This window comes from Tsukamurella sputi, assembly GCF_007858445.1.
In the GTDB taxonomy this organism is placed as follows: Bacteria; Actinomycetota; Actinomycetes; order Mycobacteriales; family Mycobacteriaceae; genus Tsukamurella; species Tsukamurella sputi.
This window is the reverse complement of record NZ_VIGV01000004.1, coordinates 26891-44084: the sequence shown is the minus strand read 5'-3', so window position 1 is coordinate 44084 and position 17194 is coordinate 26891. Positions and strand designations below refer to the sequence as shown.

General features: G+C 70.4%; 19 protein-coding genes. 7 read left to right on the top strand and 12 right to left on the bottom strand.

All coding sequences use genetic code 11. The features are described 5' to 3' along the window. Positions 1 to 35 precede the first annotated feature (35 nt). Positions 36 to 527 (bottom strand): glutathione peroxidase, encoded by a 492-nt coding sequence (locus tag FK268_RS13015; RefSeq protein ID WP_146434693.1) that lies wholly within the window; start codon positions 525 to 527, stop codon positions 36 to 38. A gap of 80 nt (positions 528 to 607) precedes the next feature. Between FK268_RS13015 and FK268_RS13010 the strand changes: the two genes are divergently transcribed. Then, positions 608 to 1102, top strand: coding sequence for a MarR family winged helix-turn-helix transcriptional regulator (locus FK268_RS13010; RefSeq protein ID WP_146434691.1), 495 nt, complete (start codon positions 608 to 610; stop codon positions 1100 to 1102). Continuing rightward, entirely contained in the window at positions 1099 to 2706 is a 1608-nt protein-coding gene (locus FK268_RS13005; protein ID WP_146434689.1) for a DHA2 family efflux MFS transporter permease subunit, read from the top strand. The genes FK268_RS13010 and FK268_RS13005 overlap by 4 nt, the downstream gene beginning before the upstream one ends. 69 nt (positions 2707 to 2775) lie before the next feature. On the opposite strand, the gene FK268_RS13000 is transcribed toward FK268_RS13005, so the two are convergent. From FK268_RS13000 to purD, 6 genes are all read right to left on the bottom strand, one after another. Continuing rightward, positions 2776 to 3273, bottom strand: coding sequence for a hypothetical protein (locus FK268_RS13000; RefSeq protein WP_146434687.1), 498 nt, complete (start codon positions 3271 to 3273; stop codon positions 2776 to 2778). Positions 3274 to 3283: 10 nt separating this feature from the next. Further along, positions 3284 to 5374: a S9 family peptidase gene (locus FK268_RS12995; RefSeq protein ID WP_146434685.1), complete on the bottom strand. Its 2091-nt coding sequence runs from the start codon at positions 5372 to 5374 to the stop codon at positions 3284 to 3286. After that, complete coding sequence (locus tag FK268_RS12990; protein ID WP_146434683.1) at positions 5371 to 6261, bottom strand: phosphoribosylaminoimidazolesuccinocarboxamide synthase; 891 nt, start codon at positions 6259 to 6261, stop codon at positions 5371 to 5373. Before FK268_RS12990 ends, FK268_RS12995 begins: the two co-directional genes overlap by 4 nt. Positions 6262 to 6287: 26 nt before the next feature. Continuing rightward, entirely contained in the window at positions 6288 to 7715 is a 1428-nt protein-coding gene (gene purB / locus FK268_RS12985; RefSeq protein WP_146434681.1) for an adenylosuccinate lyase, read from the bottom strand. A gap of 35 nt (positions 7716 to 7750) precedes the next feature. Next, positions 7751 to 8353 carry a TetR/AcrR family transcriptional regulator gene (locus FK268_RS12980; RefSeq protein WP_146434679.1) on the bottom strand — a complete coding sequence of 201 codons (603 nt, stop codon included), beginning with the start codon at positions 8351 to 8353 and terminating at the stop codon, positions 7751 to 7753. A gap of 88 nt (positions 8354 to 8441) precedes the next feature. Continuing rightward, positions 8442 to 9680: a phosphoribosylamine--glycine ligase gene (gene purD, locus FK268_RS12975; RefSeq protein WP_146435809.1), complete on the bottom strand. Its 1239-nt coding sequence runs from the start codon at positions 9678 to 9680 to the stop codon at positions 8442 to 8444. A 94-nt stretch (positions 9681 to 9774) separates the two neighbouring features. Between purD and FK268_RS12970 the strand changes: the two genes are divergently transcribed. Genes FK268_RS12970 through FK268_RS12960 form a run of 3 tightly spaced genes read left to right on the top strand, consistent with a single transcriptional unit; the run spans position 9775 to position 11685 of the window. Then, complete coding sequence (locus FK268_RS12970) at positions 9775 to 10794, top strand: serine hydrolase (RefSeq protein WP_146434677.1); 1020 nt, start codon at positions 9775 to 9777, stop codon at positions 10792 to 10794. Between the two features lie 9 nt (positions 10795 to 10803). Further along, a complete protein-coding gene (locus FK268_RS12965) occupies positions 10804 to 11274 on the top strand; it encodes an ArsR/SmtB family transcription factor (protein WP_146434675.1) in 471 nt (156 codons plus the stop codon). A gap of 9 nt (positions 11275 to 11283) precedes the next feature. Beyond that, positions 11284 to 11685, top strand: coding sequence for an HIT family protein (locus FK268_RS12960; RefSeq protein WP_146434672.1), 402 nt, complete (start codon positions 11284 to 11286; stop codon positions 11683 to 11685). On the opposite strand, the gene FK268_RS12955 is transcribed toward FK268_RS12960, so the two are convergent. The 4 genes from FK268_RS12955 to FK268_RS12940 all read right to left on the bottom strand — a co-directional run bounded on the left by FK268_RS12955 (position 11686) and on the right by FK268_RS12940 (position 15228). Next, positions 11686 to 13083 (bottom strand): sensor histidine kinase, encoded by a 1398-nt coding sequence (locus tag FK268_RS12955; RefSeq protein ID WP_231707067.1) that lies wholly within the window; start codon positions 13081 to 13083, stop codon positions 11686 to 11688. A gap of 6 nt (positions 13084 to 13089) precedes the next feature. Beyond that, positions 13090 to 13773 (bottom strand): response regulator transcription factor, encoded by a 684-nt coding sequence (locus FK268_RS12950; protein ID WP_146435805.1) that lies wholly within the window; start codon positions 13771 to 13773, stop codon positions 13090 to 13092. 118 nt (positions 13774 to 13891) lie between these two features. Continuing rightward, complete coding sequence (locus FK268_RS12945) at positions 13892 to 14227, bottom strand: GNAT family N-acetyltransferase (RefSeq protein WP_146434670.1); 336 nt, start codon at positions 14225 to 14227, stop codon at positions 13892 to 13894. Then, a complete protein-coding gene (locus FK268_RS12940) occupies positions 14227 to 15228 on the bottom strand; it encodes a pirin family protein (RefSeq protein ID WP_146434668.1) in 1002 nt (333 codons plus the stop codon). Before FK268_RS12940 ends, FK268_RS12945 begins: the two co-directional genes overlap by 1 nt. 18 nt (positions 15229 to 15246) lie before the next feature. Between FK268_RS12940 and FK268_RS12935 the strand changes: the two genes are divergently transcribed. Next, complete coding sequence (locus FK268_RS12935) at positions 15247 to 15711, top strand: carboxymuconolactone decarboxylase family protein (protein ID WP_146434666.1); 465 nt, start codon at positions 15247 to 15249, stop codon at positions 15709 to 15711. A 16-nt stretch (positions 15712 to 15727) separates the two neighbouring features. On the opposite strand, the gene FK268_RS12930 is transcribed toward FK268_RS12935, so the two are convergent. Further along, a complete protein-coding gene (locus FK268_RS12930) occupies positions 15728 to 16090 on the bottom strand; it encodes a hypothetical protein (RefSeq protein ID WP_146434664.1) in 363 nt (120 codons plus the stop codon). A 212-nt stretch (positions 16091 to 16302) separates the two neighbouring features. Between FK268_RS12930 and FK268_RS12925 the strand changes: the two genes are divergently transcribed. Next, on the top strand, positions 16303 to 17142 hold the full coding sequence (locus tag FK268_RS12925; RefSeq protein ID WP_146434662.1) for an alpha/beta fold hydrolase: 840 nt from the start codon (positions 16303 to 16305) through the stop codon (positions 17140 to 17142). Positions 17143 to 17194: the final 52 nt, after the last annotated feature.

Sequence of the window (17194 nt, the reverse complement as noted above, 5' to 3'; positions counted from 1 at the left end):
GGGGATGGAAGGTTACGTGTCGCCCAACTCGCTGTTCAGGCGGGGAGGAGCGCCTCGATCGCCCCGACGACCTCGGGCGACTCGGGCTCCGTACGAGGCCGGAAGCGCTGCACGCTCGCATGGTCGGGCGCGATGAGGAACTTCTCGAAGTTCCACTGCACATCGCCCGCTTCGCCCTCGGCGTCGGCGGTCTTGGTCAGCTCGGCGTACAGGGGATGGCGATCGTCGCCGTTGACGTCGGTCTTCGCGAGCAGCGGGAAGGTGACGCCGTAGCTCGTCGAGCAGAAGGTGGCGATCTCCTCCGCCGTGCCGGGCTCCTGACCGGCGAACTGGTTGCACGGCACACCGAGCACCGTCAGGCCGCGGTCGGCGTAGCGGGTCGCCAGCGCCTCGAGGCCGGCGTACTGCGGGGTCAGGCCGCACTTGCTGGCGACGTTGACGACGAGCACGGCGCGGCCCGCGTAGTCGGTGAGGGAAGTGGCGGCACCGTCGAGCGTGGTGAGGGCGATCGAATCCAGAGCGGTCATGCCCCGAGCCTACGCGGAATGTAACGCACGACACATCTATCTCGTTTGTGCAATGGTTGCGCGAGAGTTATCGTTTTGGGGTGCAAGCAACCTCCACGGACGTGACTCCCGAGGACCTCACCGCGGTCTTCGGCGAGTTCATGGGCCGTCTCATGTGCAATGTCACGCAGGAGAGCCTGGGCACGATGCTGTCGTCGGACATCACCGCGCACCAGTTCCACATCCTGCTGCAGCTCGTGGCCGCCGAGGCCCCACTCCCGATCAACCGGCTCGCCGATGATCTGGGGCTGTCCGTCGCCGCCACGGGACGGAACGTGGAGAAGCTCGTCCAGCTCGAGATGGTGGATCGGCGTGAGGACGCCTCGGACCGCCGGATCAAGAACCTGACCATCACCGATCTCGGGCGAAAAACAGTTGCGTCCGCGGTCAGCGACAAGCACCGTGAGGTGCTGAGTTTCGCGGAGCGGCTGCCGCTCGCGCTCCGCACCCGCCTGCACGACGTGATGGTCGAGATCCTCGACGAGGGCCTGATCCCTCCGAACCCCTTCTTCACCGCAATGAAAGAGAACGCATGAGTACCGAGAACACGCTCGACAAGAGCGAGATCCCGCACGCGGGTGAGGGGCTCGACAAGCGAGTCCTGATGGTGGCCGGCGTGGTCGTCCTCGGGTCGATCATGGCCATCCTGGACATGACGATCGTGGCCGTCGCGCAGAACACCTTCCAGGCGCAGTGGGGTGCCTCGCCCGCCACCGTCGCCTGGACGATGACCGGCTACACCCTGGCCCTGGCCGCCGTGATCCCCGTGACCGGCTGGGCCGCCGACCGTTTCGGCACCAAGCGGCTCTACATGACGGCCACCGCGCTGTTCGTGGCCGGCTCCGCGCTCTGTGCCACCGCGACCTCGATCGACCTGCTGATCCTGTACCGGGTGCTGCAGGGCCTCGGCGGCGGCATGCTCATGCCGCTCGGCATGATGATCCTGACCCGGGCCGCCGGTCCGGAGCGCATCGGCCGCGTCATGGCCGTGCTCGGCATCCCCATGCTGCTCGGCCCCATCGGCGGCCCGATCCTCGGCGGCTGGCTGATCGAGTCCTTCTCGTGGCACTGGATCTTCCTGATCAACGTCCCGATCGGCGCCCTCGCGATCGCTTACGCCTGGTTCGTGCTGGATAAGGATGAGCCCGTGAAGGGCCAGAAGTTCGACCTCGTCGGCTTCGTGCTGCTCTCGCCCGGCCTCGCGCTGTTCCTGTTCGGCATCTCCTCGATCCCCGAGGCGCAGTCGGATTCGTCGATGTACACCGGTCGGGTCATCCCCGCCACCGCCGTCGGCCTCGTGCTGATCATCGGCTTCGTCTTCTGGGCGCTGCGCGCCAAGCTGCCGCTGCTCGACCTGCGGCTGTTCAAGAACCGGAACATGACGGTCGCCATGATCACCTTCGCGATGTTCGCGATGGCCTTCTTCGGCAGCTCGATCCTGTACGCGCAGTACTTCATCGGCATCCGCGGCGAGTCGACCCTCATGGCCGGCCTGCTGCTCGCGCCGCAGGGCCTGGGCGCGATGCTCACCATGCCGATCGCCGGTGTGCTCACCGACAAGATGGGCCCGGGCAAGTTCGTCATGACCGGCCTCGCGCTGATCACCGGCGGCATGATCGCCTTCACCCAGCTGACGGCGGAGACGCCGTACTGGATCCTGCTCGGCTCGCTGCTGATTCAGGGCCTCGGCATGGGCATGACGATGATGCCCACGATGTCGGCCGCGATCCGCACCCTGGCTCCGGAGTCCATCTCCCGCGGCTCCACGCTGACGAACATCGTCCAGCAGATCGCCGCGTCGATGGGTACCGCGATCTTCTCCGTGCTGTTCACCAACTGGCTGACCAACGCGGGCCCGATGATGCCGAGCCCGCAGGGCGGCGAAGTCGCCTCGGGCGCGGCCGCGTTCTACGCGAATTCCAGCCCCGCGTCGCGTGCAGACGGTGCTACGAAGATGACCGAGGCGGGGTTCGACAAGTTCCTGCACGAGAACCTGCCGTTCGCGGCGGAGGCGTTCGGGAACACCTACTTCGTGGCCGCGATCCTGGTCGCGCTGTGCATCATCCCCGCGTTCTTCCTCCCGCGCACCCACGCGGCGGACACGGAGGCCGCGGAGCGCCAGATGGTCATGCCGCACTGATCATCACCCGCTGACACGAAGTGCCCGGTCCCCGCAGGGGCCGGGCACTTCGTGTATCCGGGTCCGGCGTCAGCCGGTGACGTGGAAGGTGAGCTGCGGCAGCACGTCGAGCTGCTTCTCCACCGGCGTGATGTAGGCCTTGACCGCCGCGAGGTCGCCGGCGCTCCCCGAGGCGCAGCTGTACGCCACGGTCCTCTGCGGCGCGGAGCGACCGATCGCGTAGCTCAGGCGGTGCGTGCTCGCTCCGGGGCAGGGCGTCCCGGTCGCGGATGCCGGTATCGACGGGGCGGTCTGCACGAGCGCCCGGCGCGTCGGGTAGTCGAGCTGTTTCGTCTGTGTCTTCGCGGGCTTCGCCGTGCCATCGACGGTGCCGTAACCCCCGACCTTCGCGGTGGCGACGCCGCTGCGCACCTCGATGAGGTACTCCGTGTGGTACTCCGGCGCGGTGGCAGGTCCGACGTAGGAGTAGATCACCGTCGGTCCAGCGGCGTCGGGTTCCGCCTGCGCGGGCGCGGCGAACGGGAGGAGCACCACGGCGCAGGCGGCGCCGATGACGAACCTGTTCATGATCCTGAAACTACTGCGCGACGCCGAGCCTGTCGAGGACCCAGGCGTACTCGAAGGCCGTCTCGCGCCACTTGGCGTAGCGGCCGCTCACGCCCGCGTGACCGGCGACCATCTCCGTCTTGAGCAGGATCTGCTCGCCGGACGTGCTGTGGTCGAGGAGCTTGGCCACCCACTTGGCGGGCTCCGTGGGCAGCACGCGGGTGTCGTTGAGCGACGTCGTCGCGAGGATCGCCGGGTAGGGCTTCGCCGCGACGTTCTCGTACGGCGAGTAGTCGCGCATGTACCGGTACACCTCTGCGTTCTCGAGCGGGTTGCCCCACTCGTCCCACTCCCCCACCGTCAGCGGCAGGCTCGGGTCGAGGATCGACGTGAGCGGATCCACGAAGGGGACGTCGGCGACGATGCCGGAGAACAGCTCCGGCGCGAGGTTCGCCACGGCGCCGACGAGGAGGCCGCCGGCGCTGCCGCCCATCGCCACCAGCCGCCGCGGCTCGGCCCGGCCGGTGTCCACGAGATGCTGTGCAACGTCGACGAAGTCGGTGAAGGTGTTGGTCTTCTCCAGCTGCTTGCCGTGGTCGTACCAGGCGCGCCCCATCTCGCCGCCGCCGCGCACGTGCGCCACGACGAAGGCCACACCGCGGTCCATGAGCGAGAGTCGCGCGACTGAGAACCACGGGTCGAGCGTGGCCTCGTAGGAGCCGTAGCCGTACAGCAGGGTGGGCACCGGCCCGTCTCCGACGTCCTTGCGGCACACCACGGAGACGGGGATCTGCGCGCCGTCGCGGGCGGTCACCCAGAGACGCTCCGCGGTGTAGAGGGCGGCGTCGTAGCCGGGGACGTTGGCGCGCTTGAGCACGGTCTGCTCGCCCGTCTCGGGGTCGAGTTCGAGGACGGTGCCGGGGGTCACGAAGGACTCGTAGGCCAGACGCAGGCGCGGGGCGTCCCACTCGGGATTCGCAGCGGGGCCGAGGTTCACGAGCTCCTCGCCCGGGTCCCACTCCACGAACTCCGGATCGGCGGTCGCGTCGGCGAGCGCGAGGCGGGGCAGGCCGCCCCGCCGGTATCCGAGGGCGAGCCGTCGGGCGTAGGCGTCCACGTACTCCAGGCGAACGTCGTCGCGGTGCGGGATGAGGACCGTCCACTCGTCCGGCGCGTCGACGGGGGCCGAGGCCAGCTCGAAGTTGATGCCGGTGCGGTTGTGCAGGAAGAGGAATCGGTCCTCACCTCCGAGCACCGCGTGCTCGACCGAGTACTCGACGTCCTCCTCGCGCGGCCGCAGGAGGCGGAACTCCCCGGTCGCATCGGTCGCGTCGAGCACCCACGTCTCGGAGCTGAGGGTCGACGATGCCGCGATCATCAGGTACTTCTCGCTGCGGGTCAGCCCGATGCCCACTCCGAAGCGCTGATCCTCCTCGTGGAAGACCTGCACATCCTCTGCGGCGGAGCCGATCTCGTGCCGCCAGATGGTATCCGCGCGCCAGGCGTCGTCGACGGTGGTGTAGAACAGGTGCCTCCCGTCGAGCGCCCAGGTGGCACCGTAGAAGACGTTCTCGACCGTGTCGGGCAGCAGTTCGCCCGTCTCGATGTTGCGCACGCGCAGCGTGAACCGTTCGTCGCCGTCGGTGTCGAGAGAGAAGGCCAGGAGTGTGCCGTCGGGCGAGACCGAGGCCGCGCCGACGGCGATGTACTCGTGCCCCTCGGCCTCCTCGTTGAGGTCGAGCAACACCTGCTCGCCCGGCAGCGGCTCGTCGGACAGGACGGGCGGGGTCCAGTCGTCCGCGGCGGAGATCGGCGCGCGGCAGTGGATCCCGTACTGCTTCCCCTCGACGGTGCGCGCGTAGTACCAGTGGTCTCGGCGGCGCTGCGGGACCGACATGTCGGTCTCCTGGGTGTGCGCCTTGATCTCCCCGAAGATCGCCTCGCGCAGCGGCTCGTGACCGGCGGTGGCCGCCTCGGTGAAGGCGTTCTGGGCCCGCAGGTAGTCGAGCACCTCGTCGTTCTTGATGTCGGCGAGCCAGGCGTAGTCGTCGACGACGGTGTCGCCGTGGAAGGTGCGCTCGGACGGGACCTTCTGAGCGACGGGCTGCAGGGGCCCGCTCATGCGGCACCGCCCGGCCAGTCGGCGAAGCGCAGGCCGGAGATGCGTTCGTACGCCTCGATGTACCGGGCGCGAGTGCGCTCGACGACGTCGGCGGGGAGGGCCGGCGGCGGAGTGCCCGCATCCGTCGACCAACCGGACTCCTTCGTGAGCCAGTCCCGCACGATCTGCTTGTCGAAGCTGGGCAGCGCCTTCCCCGGCTCGTAGAGTTCACCATCCCAGTACCGGGAGGAATCGGGCGTGAGCACCTCGTCGGCGAGGAGCAGGTCACCGTCGGACGTGTGACCGAACTCGAACTTGGTGTCCGCGAGGATGATCCCGCGCTCGCGGGCGATGTCCGCGCCGCTGGAGTAGACCTCCAGGGTGAGATCGCGCAGTCGCGTGGCGAGGTCGAGTCCCACGTCGGCGGCGACCCGCTCGAAGGAGACGTTCTCGTCGTGATCGCCCACGGCGGCCTTGGTCGCGGGGGTGAAGATCGGCGGGTCGATGCGGCTGCCGTCCACCAGCCCCTCCGGCAGGGGAACCCCGCACACCTGACCGTTCGCGCGATACTCCTTGAGGCCGGAGCCGGTGAGATAGCCGCGGGCCACGCACTCGACGGGGACCATGTCGAGCCGCCGGGTGATCAGGGCGCGCCCGAGCACCGACTCGGGGATGCGCGGATCGTCGGCCGGACCGGCCAGGTGGTTCGGCACACCGAGCGCGTCGAAGAAGAAGACCGACATCGCCGTGAGCACGCGCCCCTTGTCCGGGATCGGCGTGTCCAGGATGTAGTCGTAGGCGCTGATCCGGTCGCTCGCGACGAGCAGCAGGTGCTCGTCGTCCACCTCGTACAGCTCGCGGACCTTGCCCGAGTAGATCGGCGTGTATTCGCTCAGTTCAGGACGCACACCGCCACCCTATCGCCCGCGAGGGGTCAGAGGATGGGGGCCGGCGTGTAGCCCGCGGCGTCGGGGTACCGCGCGACGAGAGCCTCGACGTCGGCGACGACCTGGGCGACCTGGGCCTCGGCGGCGCCGGTGAAGGCGGCGCGGTCGGCGAGGGCCTCGTCGAGCTGCGCCCGCGTGAGGCCGAGACGGGAATCGCCCGCCAGCCGGTCGAGAAGATCGGGCTCGCGGCCCTCCTCGCGCATCGCGAGCGCGACCGCGACGGCGTGCTCCTTGATCGCCTCGTGCGCCACCTCGCGTCCGACTCCGGCGCGCACCGCGGCCATGAGCACGCGGGTGGTGGCGAGGAAGGGCAGGTAGCGGTTCAGCTCGTTCTCGATCACCGCGGGGTAGGCGCCGAACTCGTCGAGGACCGTCAGGAAGGTCTCGAAGAGGCCGTCGATCGCGAAGAAGGAGTCCGGGAGCGCCACGCGGCGGATGACGGAGCAGAAGACGTCGCCCTCGTTCCACTGCGAGCCGGCCATCTCGGCCGCCATCGAGCCGTATCCGCGCAGGATCACGGTGAGGCCGTTGACGCGCTCGCAGGAGCGGGTGTTCATCTTGTGGGGCATCGCGGAGCTGCCGACCTGACCGGGCTGGAAGCCCTCGGTGACCAGCTCGTGCCCGGCCATGAGGCGGATCGTCGTGGCCATCGACGACGGTCCGGCCGCCACCTGCACCAGCGCGCTCACCACGTCGTGGTCGAGCGATCGGGGGTAGACCTGGCCCACCGAGACGAAGGACTGCGAGAAGCCGAGGTGCTCCGCGACCCGCTCCTCCAGCGAAGCGAGCTTGGCGGCGTCACCGCCCAGCAGATCGAGCATGTCCTGCGACGTGCCCATCGGGCCCTTGATGCCGCGCAGCGGGTAACGACCGATGAGGTCCTCCAGGCGGGCGATGGCCACGAGCAGCTCGTTGGCGGCCGAGGCGAAGCGCTTGCCCAGCGTGGTGGCCTGCGCCGCGACGTTGTGCGAGCGGCCCGCCATCACCACGGACGAGTACTGCGCCGCCCGCTCCGCCAGGCGCGCGGCCACGGCGACGGCATGGTCGCGGACGTACTCGAGCGAGCGCAGGACCTGCAGCTGCTCGACGTTCTCCGTGAGATCGCGCGAGGTCATGCCCTTGTGGATCTGCTCGAACCCGGCGAGGTCGCTGAACTCCTCGATCCGCGCCTTCACGTCGTGCCGGGTGATCCGCTCCCGCTCGGCGATCGACGCGAGATCCACCTGGTCGACGACCTTCTCGTAGGCCTCGACGGCACCGTCGGGCACGTCGATGCCGAGGTCGCGCTGGGCCTTGAGCACGGCGATCCACAGCTGGCGCTCCAGCACGATCTTGTACTCGGGCGACCACAGCTCACGCATGCGCGGGCTGGCGTACCGGTTGGCGAGGACGTCGGGGATGCGGGGAGTGCTCACCCGGCGATTATCTCATGCACGACGGCGAGCCCCGTTCACGGAAGAACGGGGGCCAGATCGTCGACGACGGTGACGAGCGCCTCGCGCACGGCGCGGGGCACGTCCGCCCCCTGCGCGGTGAAGGCCGCGAGGGCCGCGCCGTCCTCGATCGCCATCAAGCGCTCGACATCGGTCGGCGCAGCACGACGACCGGAGCGTGCCAGCACCTCGACGTGCAGCTCCGCCAGGACGTTCCGCATCTGCGCCTGCAACCGGGTGAGCTCCGGATCGCGGGTGCACAGCACCATCCGCTCGTAGCGCGAGACGAGCGCGCCGCGATCGGCGTCGGTGTCACTGGCGAAGAAGACCGAGGCGAGGACCTTCGCCAGTGCCGAGTCCCCGCGCTTGCGGCGGCTGACCGCCTCCACCCGGGCGCGCACCGCGGCGACATCGCGGTCACCGGCGTACGCCACGGCGTGGGACAGCAGATCGCCCAGCGACTCGAAGTAGTAGGTGGTGGCGGCCAACGGGATGTGCGCGCGGTGCGCGACGGCACGGTGCCGCACCGACTCGAATCCACCCTCGACGAGGAGCTCTCCGGCCGCGGCCACGAGTGCCGCGCGCCGGCGCTCACCCTTGGGCGTGGTCGCGGCTGTCATCAGGGACATGCTGCCAGCACGTCCCGTCCGGTCTGATGGTTTCGACCAAATCGTCGGCACACAGATCCGCCGACGTGGGCGAACCCCGCTACTGCAAGGCCTGATGTCCGATATCGGTGCGGAAATGACTGCCCGGCAGCTTGATCCGCTCCAGCTTCGCGTAGGCGTCCGCGCGGGCCGCGGACAGGTCATCGCCGACACCGACCACGTTGAGCACACGACCGCCGTTCGAGACGAGGCGTCCGTCGGCGTCGACCGCGGTCCCGGCGTGATAGATCCCCGCGCCGTCGGCGCCCGTGATGACGTCGCCCTTGCGCGGCGCGGCGGGGTAGTTCTCGGCGGCCAGCACCACGGTGATGGCGGCACCGTCGCGCCACCGCAGCGGCGGCAGGGCACCGAGCCCGCCCGTCGCGGTCGCGTGCAGGGCCTCGCCCAGCGGCGACTCGAGCAGGCTCAGCACCGCCTGGGTCTCGGGGTCGCCGAAGCGGCAGTTGAACTCGACCACGGCGGGGCCCTCGGCACCCATCGCGAGGCCCGCGTACAGCAGCCCGGAGAAGGGCACGCCCCGGCGCACCATCTCGCGCGCGACGGGACGCACCACCGTCTCGACGATCTCGTCCACCGCACCGTCGGCGAGCCAGGGCAGCGGGGCGTACGCGCCCATGCCGCCCGTGTTCGGGCCCGTGTCACCGTCGTCGACCCGCTTGTGGTCCTGCGCAGGCAGCAGTGGCACGACGTCCTCGCCGTCGACGAGGCAGAAGAGCGAGACCTCCGGACCGTCGAGGAAGGATTCCAGCAGCGCGGGGCGGCCCGACTCGATCAGGTCCGCGGCGTGCGCGCGGGCCGCGGCACGATCGGCGGTGACGACGACGCCCTTGCCGGCGGCCAGGCCGTCGTCCTTGACGACCCAGGTGGGGCCGAAGCGGTCGAGCGCGGCGTCGATGCCCGCCGGGCTGTCGACGATCTCGCTGCGCGCGGTGCGCACGCCGGCGGCGTCCATGACGTCCTTGGCGAAGGCCTTGGAGCCCTCGATCTGCGCGGCGGCGGCGGACGGACCGAAGACGGCGATGCCACGGGCCCGGACCGCGTCGGCGACGCCGAGGACGAGCGGCACTTCAGGGCCGATCACCACGAGATCGGCGGCGAGGCGCTCGGCGAGCGCGGCGACCTCGTCGCCCGAGGAGGCGTCCACCTCGTGGTTGGTCGCGATCGCCGCCGTGCCCGGATTGCCCGGGGCGGCATGCAGCTCGGTGACCTGGGGATCGCGGGTCAGCGCGTCGATGAGGGCGTGTTCGCGGCCGCCGGTGCCGATGACGAGTACTCGCACGTCACCGACCTTACCGGTGGACCGCGTGGACACTGCAGCCACTCAGTCGTATGCTTTATCCGGAATTACGTACTAACAGATTTCGGAGGTATCGATGCGCCGCCCCGTCCTCGCCGCACTCACCGCCCTGCTGGTCGCAGCGGGTCCTGTCCCAGCGGCGGCCGCCGCACCCTGTCCCCCGCCGCCCACCGCTGACACCGCAACCGCCGACGGCTGGGCGGGCTACCTCGCGCAGCACCGCGACGAGGTCTCGCTCGTTGTCGACGACGGCCGCGGCGGGACGCTGCAGCACCGCGCAGACGTCGCTATGCCGACCGCATCCATGGTCAAACTGGTCCACCTCGCAGCGCTCACGGCTGAAGCCGCCGCAGGACGGATCGACATGAACGAGCGGATTCCTCTGTCCGCGTGGCAGAAGTGGTACAAGACATCCGGGGGCACCCCCACCGACGGCGGGATGCACATCGAGGCGCTGAAGTACCTCGGCATCCCCGCCGACGACGGCGTACCGCGGAACATGTCCGGCACCGTCAGCCTTCATCAACTCGCCGACGTGATGATCCGCCTCTCCGACAGTGCGGCACCCGACGCCATCCTCGCTCGACTCGGGGACGGCCCACTGCGCGCGGTCATGGACCGCTACGGCATGCCGGGCGCCCCGCCGGTCTTCGCATCCACGTACGACTCCCTCCTCGCGGCGAACGCCTCGACGGAGCAGGCGCTGTTCGACGCAATCCGCCGGCACACCTACTCCGCGCCGGCGCGCTCCTTCGCGCGGCTCATCCGCGATCTCGCCACCGGTGAATTCGGCCCGGGTGCCGCACTCGCAAGACCGTTCCTCGAATGGCAGTCGGCCGGGCCGGAACAACTCGCGCCCGTCGGCCTCCAGACCCTGGGGTTCAAGGGCGGATCCTTCCCGGGCGTCCGCACCCTGTCCGTCGAGGGCCGTCGGCCCGACGGATCGGTGGCCACCGCCGTGTTCATGGTCGAGCGGGTACCGATGACCGACCTCGCGAAGGACAACGCTGCGGCGATGCCGCACCAGGCGATGCTCATCGACGCCATGACCGATGCAGATACCCGCGGACGCGTGGCCTGCGCGCTGCGCTCGTAGACTCCCGCCATGACCGACGACGAGCGCCTCGCCGACCTCGAATCGCGGGTCGCCGCACTCGAGGCGGCGTCAGGAGCGGTTCCCGCCGAGCCGCGTCCGGCCGGAGCCGGCGCGGGCACCGTCGGCTACGCCGGAACCGTGAGCCTCGACGGCGACGTGAGCTGGCGCATCGACTACTCCGCGGGAGCCGTCGCCGCGTTGCCGCCCGGGCGGCTCGCGACGGTGCTCGCGGCGCTGGGTCATCCCGCGCGACTCGCGATCGTCCAGGACCTGCTGCTCGGCCCCCGGACGGCCGCGGAACTGATGGACCGCGTCGACGGCGGATCCAAGGGACAGCTGTACCACCACCTCGGCACCCTCACCGGGGCCGGCGTGGTCGACAAGGGTGTACGCGGCCAGTACACGGTGGCACCGCAACGGGTGGTGCCGATCCTGGTGGCGATGTTGGCGTCCGCGGACATCGGCGGGCTGCTCCGATAGCCTGGCCCCATGGCTTCCGTCTTCTCCAAGATCATCGCCGGTGAACTCCCCGGACGGTTCGTGTATCAGGACGATTCCGTGGTGGCGTTCCTGACCATCGCCCCGCTCACCCAGGGCCACGTCCTCGTGGTGCCGCGCGACGAGGTCGACCACTGGGAGTCGATCGACGACGAGCTGTTCAGCCACATCACCGCCGTCTCGCGGAAGCTCGGCCGCGCCGTCAAGCGCGCCTTCGGTGCGCCGCGCGCCGGCGTCGTGATCGCCGGCCTCGAGGTGCCGCACCTGCACGTGCACGTCTTCCCCGCCTACACGCTCACCGACTTCGACTTCGGCCAGGCGGACCCGAACCCCTCCCCCGAGTCGCTCGACGAGGCGCAGACGAGGATCGTCGAGGCGCTCGCCGCGGAGTGATCAGCGCGGCAGGCGCACCGTGAAGCATGCGCCCTCCCCCGGCGCCGTGTCCACGGTGACCGTGCCCCCGTGCCGCTCGACGATGCTCTGCACGATCGACAGGCCCAGACCCGCGCCGCCACCGTAGCCCCGGCTCCGCGAGGAGTCGGCGCGGTAGAACCGCTCGAAGGCGCGCGCGGCCTCGTCGGGCTCCATCCCCGGGCCGGTATCCGAGACGGACAGCACCACCGCCCCCGGCTCGGCCGCCACTCGGACGCACACCGAGGCGTCGGCGGGCGTGTGGCGCAGGGCGTTCGAGACCAGATTGGTCACGACCTGGTGCAGGCGATCGCGGTCCCCGGTGACCTCGACGGGATCGTCCGCGACGAGGTCGATCGTGCGCTCCGGTTCGCGGGCCTGCGCGGCGTGCACCACATCGTCGGCCACCGCCACGAGGTCGACGACGTCCTCGGCGAGCGGGCGCCGCGCGTCGAGGCGGGCGAGCAGAAGCAGGTCCTCGACGAGCAGGCCCATCCGCTGCGCCTCGGACTCGATGCGGGACATCACGAACTCGGTGTCGTCGGTGGCGCCCTGCCGGTAGAGCTCCGCGAAGCCGCGGATCGAGGTGAGTGGGGTGCGCAGCTCGTGCGAGGCGTCGCCGACGAACCGACGCATCCGCTCCTCGTCGGCGCGGGCGTGCTCCTCCGACGCGGCGACCCTGTCGAACGAGTCCTGCACCTGGTGCAGCATCGTGTTGATCGACGAGGACAGTCGCCCGACCTCGGTGTGCGCGGGCGCCTGCGGGACGCGGCGGGTGAGATCGCCCGCGGCGATCGCCTCGGCCGTCGCCTCGACCTCCTCCAACGGGCGCAGCGATCGGCGCACCACGAGGTAGCCGAGCCCGCCCGCGACGATGAGCACGCCACCACCGATGAGCAGTTCGAGCGCGACCATCGCGCGCAGCGTCGATTCGACGTCCGAGAGGGTCACGGCGACGTAGGCGACGCCGTACTGCGAGGTCGACTGCACGACGCGCCACTGCGGCCCCTTGCCGCCGACGGAGTGCACCGTCACGGCCTCACCGTGCAGGTCGTCGAGGCCCGACAGGTCCGGCTGCTCGGTGAAGTCGGGATTGCTGATCCGCAGCTGGGTGCCGTCGGGCAGGAAGACCGCCTGGTAGAAGCGGGTGGGCGGGGGCTTGCCACCGCGCACCGGCTCGGGCAGATTCGGCTTCGGCCTGGCCCAGGTGTCGGCGGCCTGCCGCAGCGTCTGGTCCTCGCGGGAGACCAGACGGTCGCGCATCGCCGCCGTCAGCGCCGTGCCGGAGGCCAGCAGACCGAGGAAGACCAGCCCCACCACCAGCGCGACCAGCGAGAAGCGCAGCGGTACCCGCGACGCCAGTCCGGGGCGCGAACCCACGGCGGGCTACCGGGGTTCGCGCAGCACGTAGCCCACGCCGCGCAGTGTGTGGATCAGGCGCGTCTCGCCGGTGTCGACCTTGCGGCGCAGGTACGAGACGTAGGACTCCACCACGTTCACGTCACCGCCGAAGTCGTAGTGCCACACGTGATCGAGGATGCGTGGCTTCGACAGCACGACACCGGCGTTGACCATGAAGTAGCGCAGCAGCGTGAACTCGGTCGGCGAGAGGGAGACCAGTTCCCCGGCCTTCCAGACCTCGTGCGTCTCGTCGTCCAGCTCCAGATCCGCGAAGGTCAGGCGGGTCGTCGCCGCCTCCTCGCCGAAGCCGCTGCGGCGCAACAGCACGTTGATCCGCGCCACGACCTCTTCGAGGCTGAAGGGCTTGGTCACGTAGTCGTCGCCGCCGAGCGTGAGGCCGGCGACCTTGTCCTCGACCGAGTCCCGCGCCGTGAGGAACAGCGCGGGCGCCTCGACGCCGTCCTGCCGCAGCCGCTTGAGCAGTCCGAGGCCGTCCATGCCCGGCATCATGATGTCGAGCACCATGACGTCGGGCCGGAAGGTCCGGACGCGGTCGAGCGCCGCCGGGCCGTCCTGGGCGACGGCCACGTCGAAGCCCTGGAACTTGAGGCTCACCTGCAGCAGCTCCCGGATGCTCTGCTCGTCGTCGACCACGAGCACCCGGGGCATGGCTTCGTCATTCGCACTGGACACAACGCCATAGTGCACGGTGCGACGGCCAGGACTCTGACGACTCGCTGTCAGTTCCCTGTGAAGGTCGCCATCGAGCCGGACTTGTGAGCGACTGTCAGCGGAGAGCGGCGAGGATCTCCGGGGTCACCGGATCGACGATGTCCTGCACCTCGGGGTGCTTGGAGACGTACCGCTTGACCAGCGGGCACACCGGTACCACGCGCTTGCCGGCGGCGCGGGTGTCCTCGAGTGCGTCGTGCACCAGGATGCCGCTGAGCCCGCGGCCCGAGAACTTCTCGTCGAGCTCGGTGTGCGGGAAGATCCGCTGCTCACCGCGGTCGACGAAGAGGGTGAAGCCCGCGAGCTCACCGTCGACGGTGATGTCGTAGCGGCCCTGGGCATCGTTGCGGACGACGACTGTTTCCCGGGTGGGGTCGGCGTTCTCGGTCATCAGGGGTTCCTCCTGCGGGGCTTGAGCCGGGTGGTGGGGAGCGGCGGCGCCGGCAGGTACTGATCGTCTCGCCATCCGTTCACACTGCCGAAACGCACGGCGCGCGCCTCCCATTCCGCGCGGTACTCGACGATCTCCTCGTGGCTGCGGCCCACGAAGTTCCACCACATCACGATGTCCTCGTCGAACGGGACGCCGCCGAGCAGGACCACTCGCGCGTCCTCCTCGGTGGGGTTGTGCAGGCGGATCCCGCCCAGCCCCGGCCCGGTGTACCCGAGGTCGCCCCAGGCGAGGGAGACCCCGTCGACGAGGAGGCGCTCGGTATCCAGCAGGACGCCGTGTTCGAAGGCGGGATCGACCGCGAGGCTCACCCGCGCGCCGGGGCGCAGGATCAGCTCGGCTCCCAGCAGCGGCGTGGCGGTGACGATCGGCGACGTGCTGCCCGCGAGCTCGCCGATGAAGACGCGCGCGGTGCCGCCCGGGCCGCCGGACCGCACGTCGGGCAGGTCGACGGCGGGAGGAGCGTAGTGCTGGAAGCCGTTGGGCGCGTTCCGCGCCCGATCGGGCAGCGCGAGCCACAGCTGCACGCCGTGCAGCCGCCGGGTCTGCGGCGTGGAGACCTCGGAATGGCTGATGCCGAAGCCCGCGGACATGAGGTTGATCTCACCGGGAAGGACAGGCGCCTCGACACCGGCGCTGTCGCGGTGCTCGATCTCCCCCTCGAACAGCCAGCTCACCGTCTGCAGGCCGGTGTGCGGGTGCGGCGGCACGTTCATGCCGCCGGAGCGGTCCACCTCGTCCGGGCCGTAGTGGTCCGCGAAGCACCACGCGCCGATCATCGAGCGCTCGTGCGTGGGGAGGGTACGGCGCACCGTCATCGCGCGGGGGCCGCCGAGAGGCACCTCGCGGGCGGAGATCACCTCCACCCCGGCACCGGGGGCCGGCCCGTCCACCGTGGCCCCGCACTCGACCTCTTCGGGCTGTCGGTCGACGTTGCTCATGACCGCTAGCCTAGTGCCATGCCAGCTCAGCGCGTGCGGATCGACAAGGCCTCCCCCCGGATCTACAAGCAATTGATCGCCGTGTCGACGGAGGTCGCGGCCGCCGCCGAGGCCGCCGGAATCGGCCGGGACGTCGTCGAATTGGTGAATCTACGGTGCTCGCAGCTCAACGGGTGCGCCTACTGCCTCGACCTGCACGCCCGCGCCGGGCGCGCCGCCGGACTCACCGACCAGCAGCTCGATGTCGTGGCGGCCTGGCGCGAGGCGCCCGCCCTGTTCGACGACGTGCAGCGCGCCGCACTGGAGATCGCCGAGCTGGTGACGGAGCTGCCGCCGCACCACGCCGCGGACATCGCCTACGACCGCGTGACCGACGTGCTCGACGAGGCGCAGACCTCGGTGCTGGTCTGGGCTGCGGTCACGATCAACGCCTTCAACCGCGTGTCCGTGGTGAGCGGATACGAGGTGCGGCACCGCGCGTGAGCACCGCCCGCGTCGATCAGATCGCCGGCTCGTAGGAGATCTGGTAGCCGTCCGGGGCGACGACGGCGAGGCCGCGCCCCACGTCGAGCCGGTAGGTGTAGCCGTTGTTGACGGCGCTGTACGAGGCTCCGTTCGACCACACGACCGGGGCGGTCACGGCGAGGCCGTTGCCCTTGCCGAAGCCGCGGTACTCGCTGCGCCCGTCGCCCTGCCAGCGGCAGATGGACGCGCTGGAACTGGGCGTCTCGATGTGCGCGATCGTGCTCTGGTGCACGTCGCAGGCGTTGGGCGTGGCGTTCGCGGCGCCGGGGGCGACGGCGGCGATCCCTGCAGTTGCCGCCAGGGCGGCGGTGGCGGCGACGATCTTCCGGACGATCATGACTGCTCCTTCTCCGTGGACTCATCTGCTGACATCCACACCATCGCAGCCCGCCCTTAAGCCTCGCTCATGAGTCGCTGAAGAGCCAGGTCGACGAGCTGCGTGCGCGGACACGCAGGTGATGCTCGGGCGCTGGTGGCGGTCCGGCCCGGTCCCCGGGTTTCCGCCCCTGGTCGGATGCCCGGCGCGACGGCGCGTGGTTGGGTGGGGCCATGACGGAACGGATCACGGAGTTCACGCGCGCGGACCTGACCTTCCCCGTGGTCGACAGCGGGCCGATCGACGGGGAGATCGTCGTGCTGCTGCACGGCTTCCCGCAGACGCCCACCTCCTGGGAGGCGACGGCCGAGCACCTGCACGCGCAGGGGTACCGCACCGTCGTGCCGTGGCAGCGGGGGTACGCGCGCACGGCGAGCCCGGAGCGGCGCTGGCAGTACCGCAGCTCCGAGCTGGCCGCCGACGTCGCGGCCCTGCTGCAGCGGACGGGGCCGGCGCACCTCGTGGGGCACGACTGGGGATCGTCGACCGCGTGGCTCACCGCGGCCACCCACCCCGAGTCGGTGCGCACCCTCACCGCCGTCTCCGTGCCGCACCCGCTCGCCTTCCTGCGCGCCTTCCTCCGCTCGGACCAGGCGCTGAAGTCGTACTACATGTTCCTGTTCCAGATCCCTGCCGTGCCGGAGCTCCTGGCCCGCCGCTTCCCGGGACGGTTCGAGGCCTTCCTCCGCGCGAGCGGGATGCCCGACGGGGCGGTGCGCACCGTCGTCGACGAGGTGCTGACGCCCGGCCTCCTGACCGGCGGACTGAACTACTACCGGGGCATGCCCTTCACCGCGGTGAAGCCCGGTGCGGCCACCCGCATCGCGTGCCCGGTGACCTACATCTGGAGCACCGACGACGTCGCGCTGACCCGTGCGGGCGCCGAGCTGGCAGGCGAGTACGTCGACGGGCCCTACCGGTTCGTCGTGCTCGACGGGGTGAGCCACTGGATCCCCGACGAGCGACCCGAACGACTCGCGGCGGAGATCGTCGCGAACGCCGCGCGGGCGTGAGCGGAGACACCCTTTCCGGCCCGCGTGCGGCCACCACGGGCGTGATTGAGTA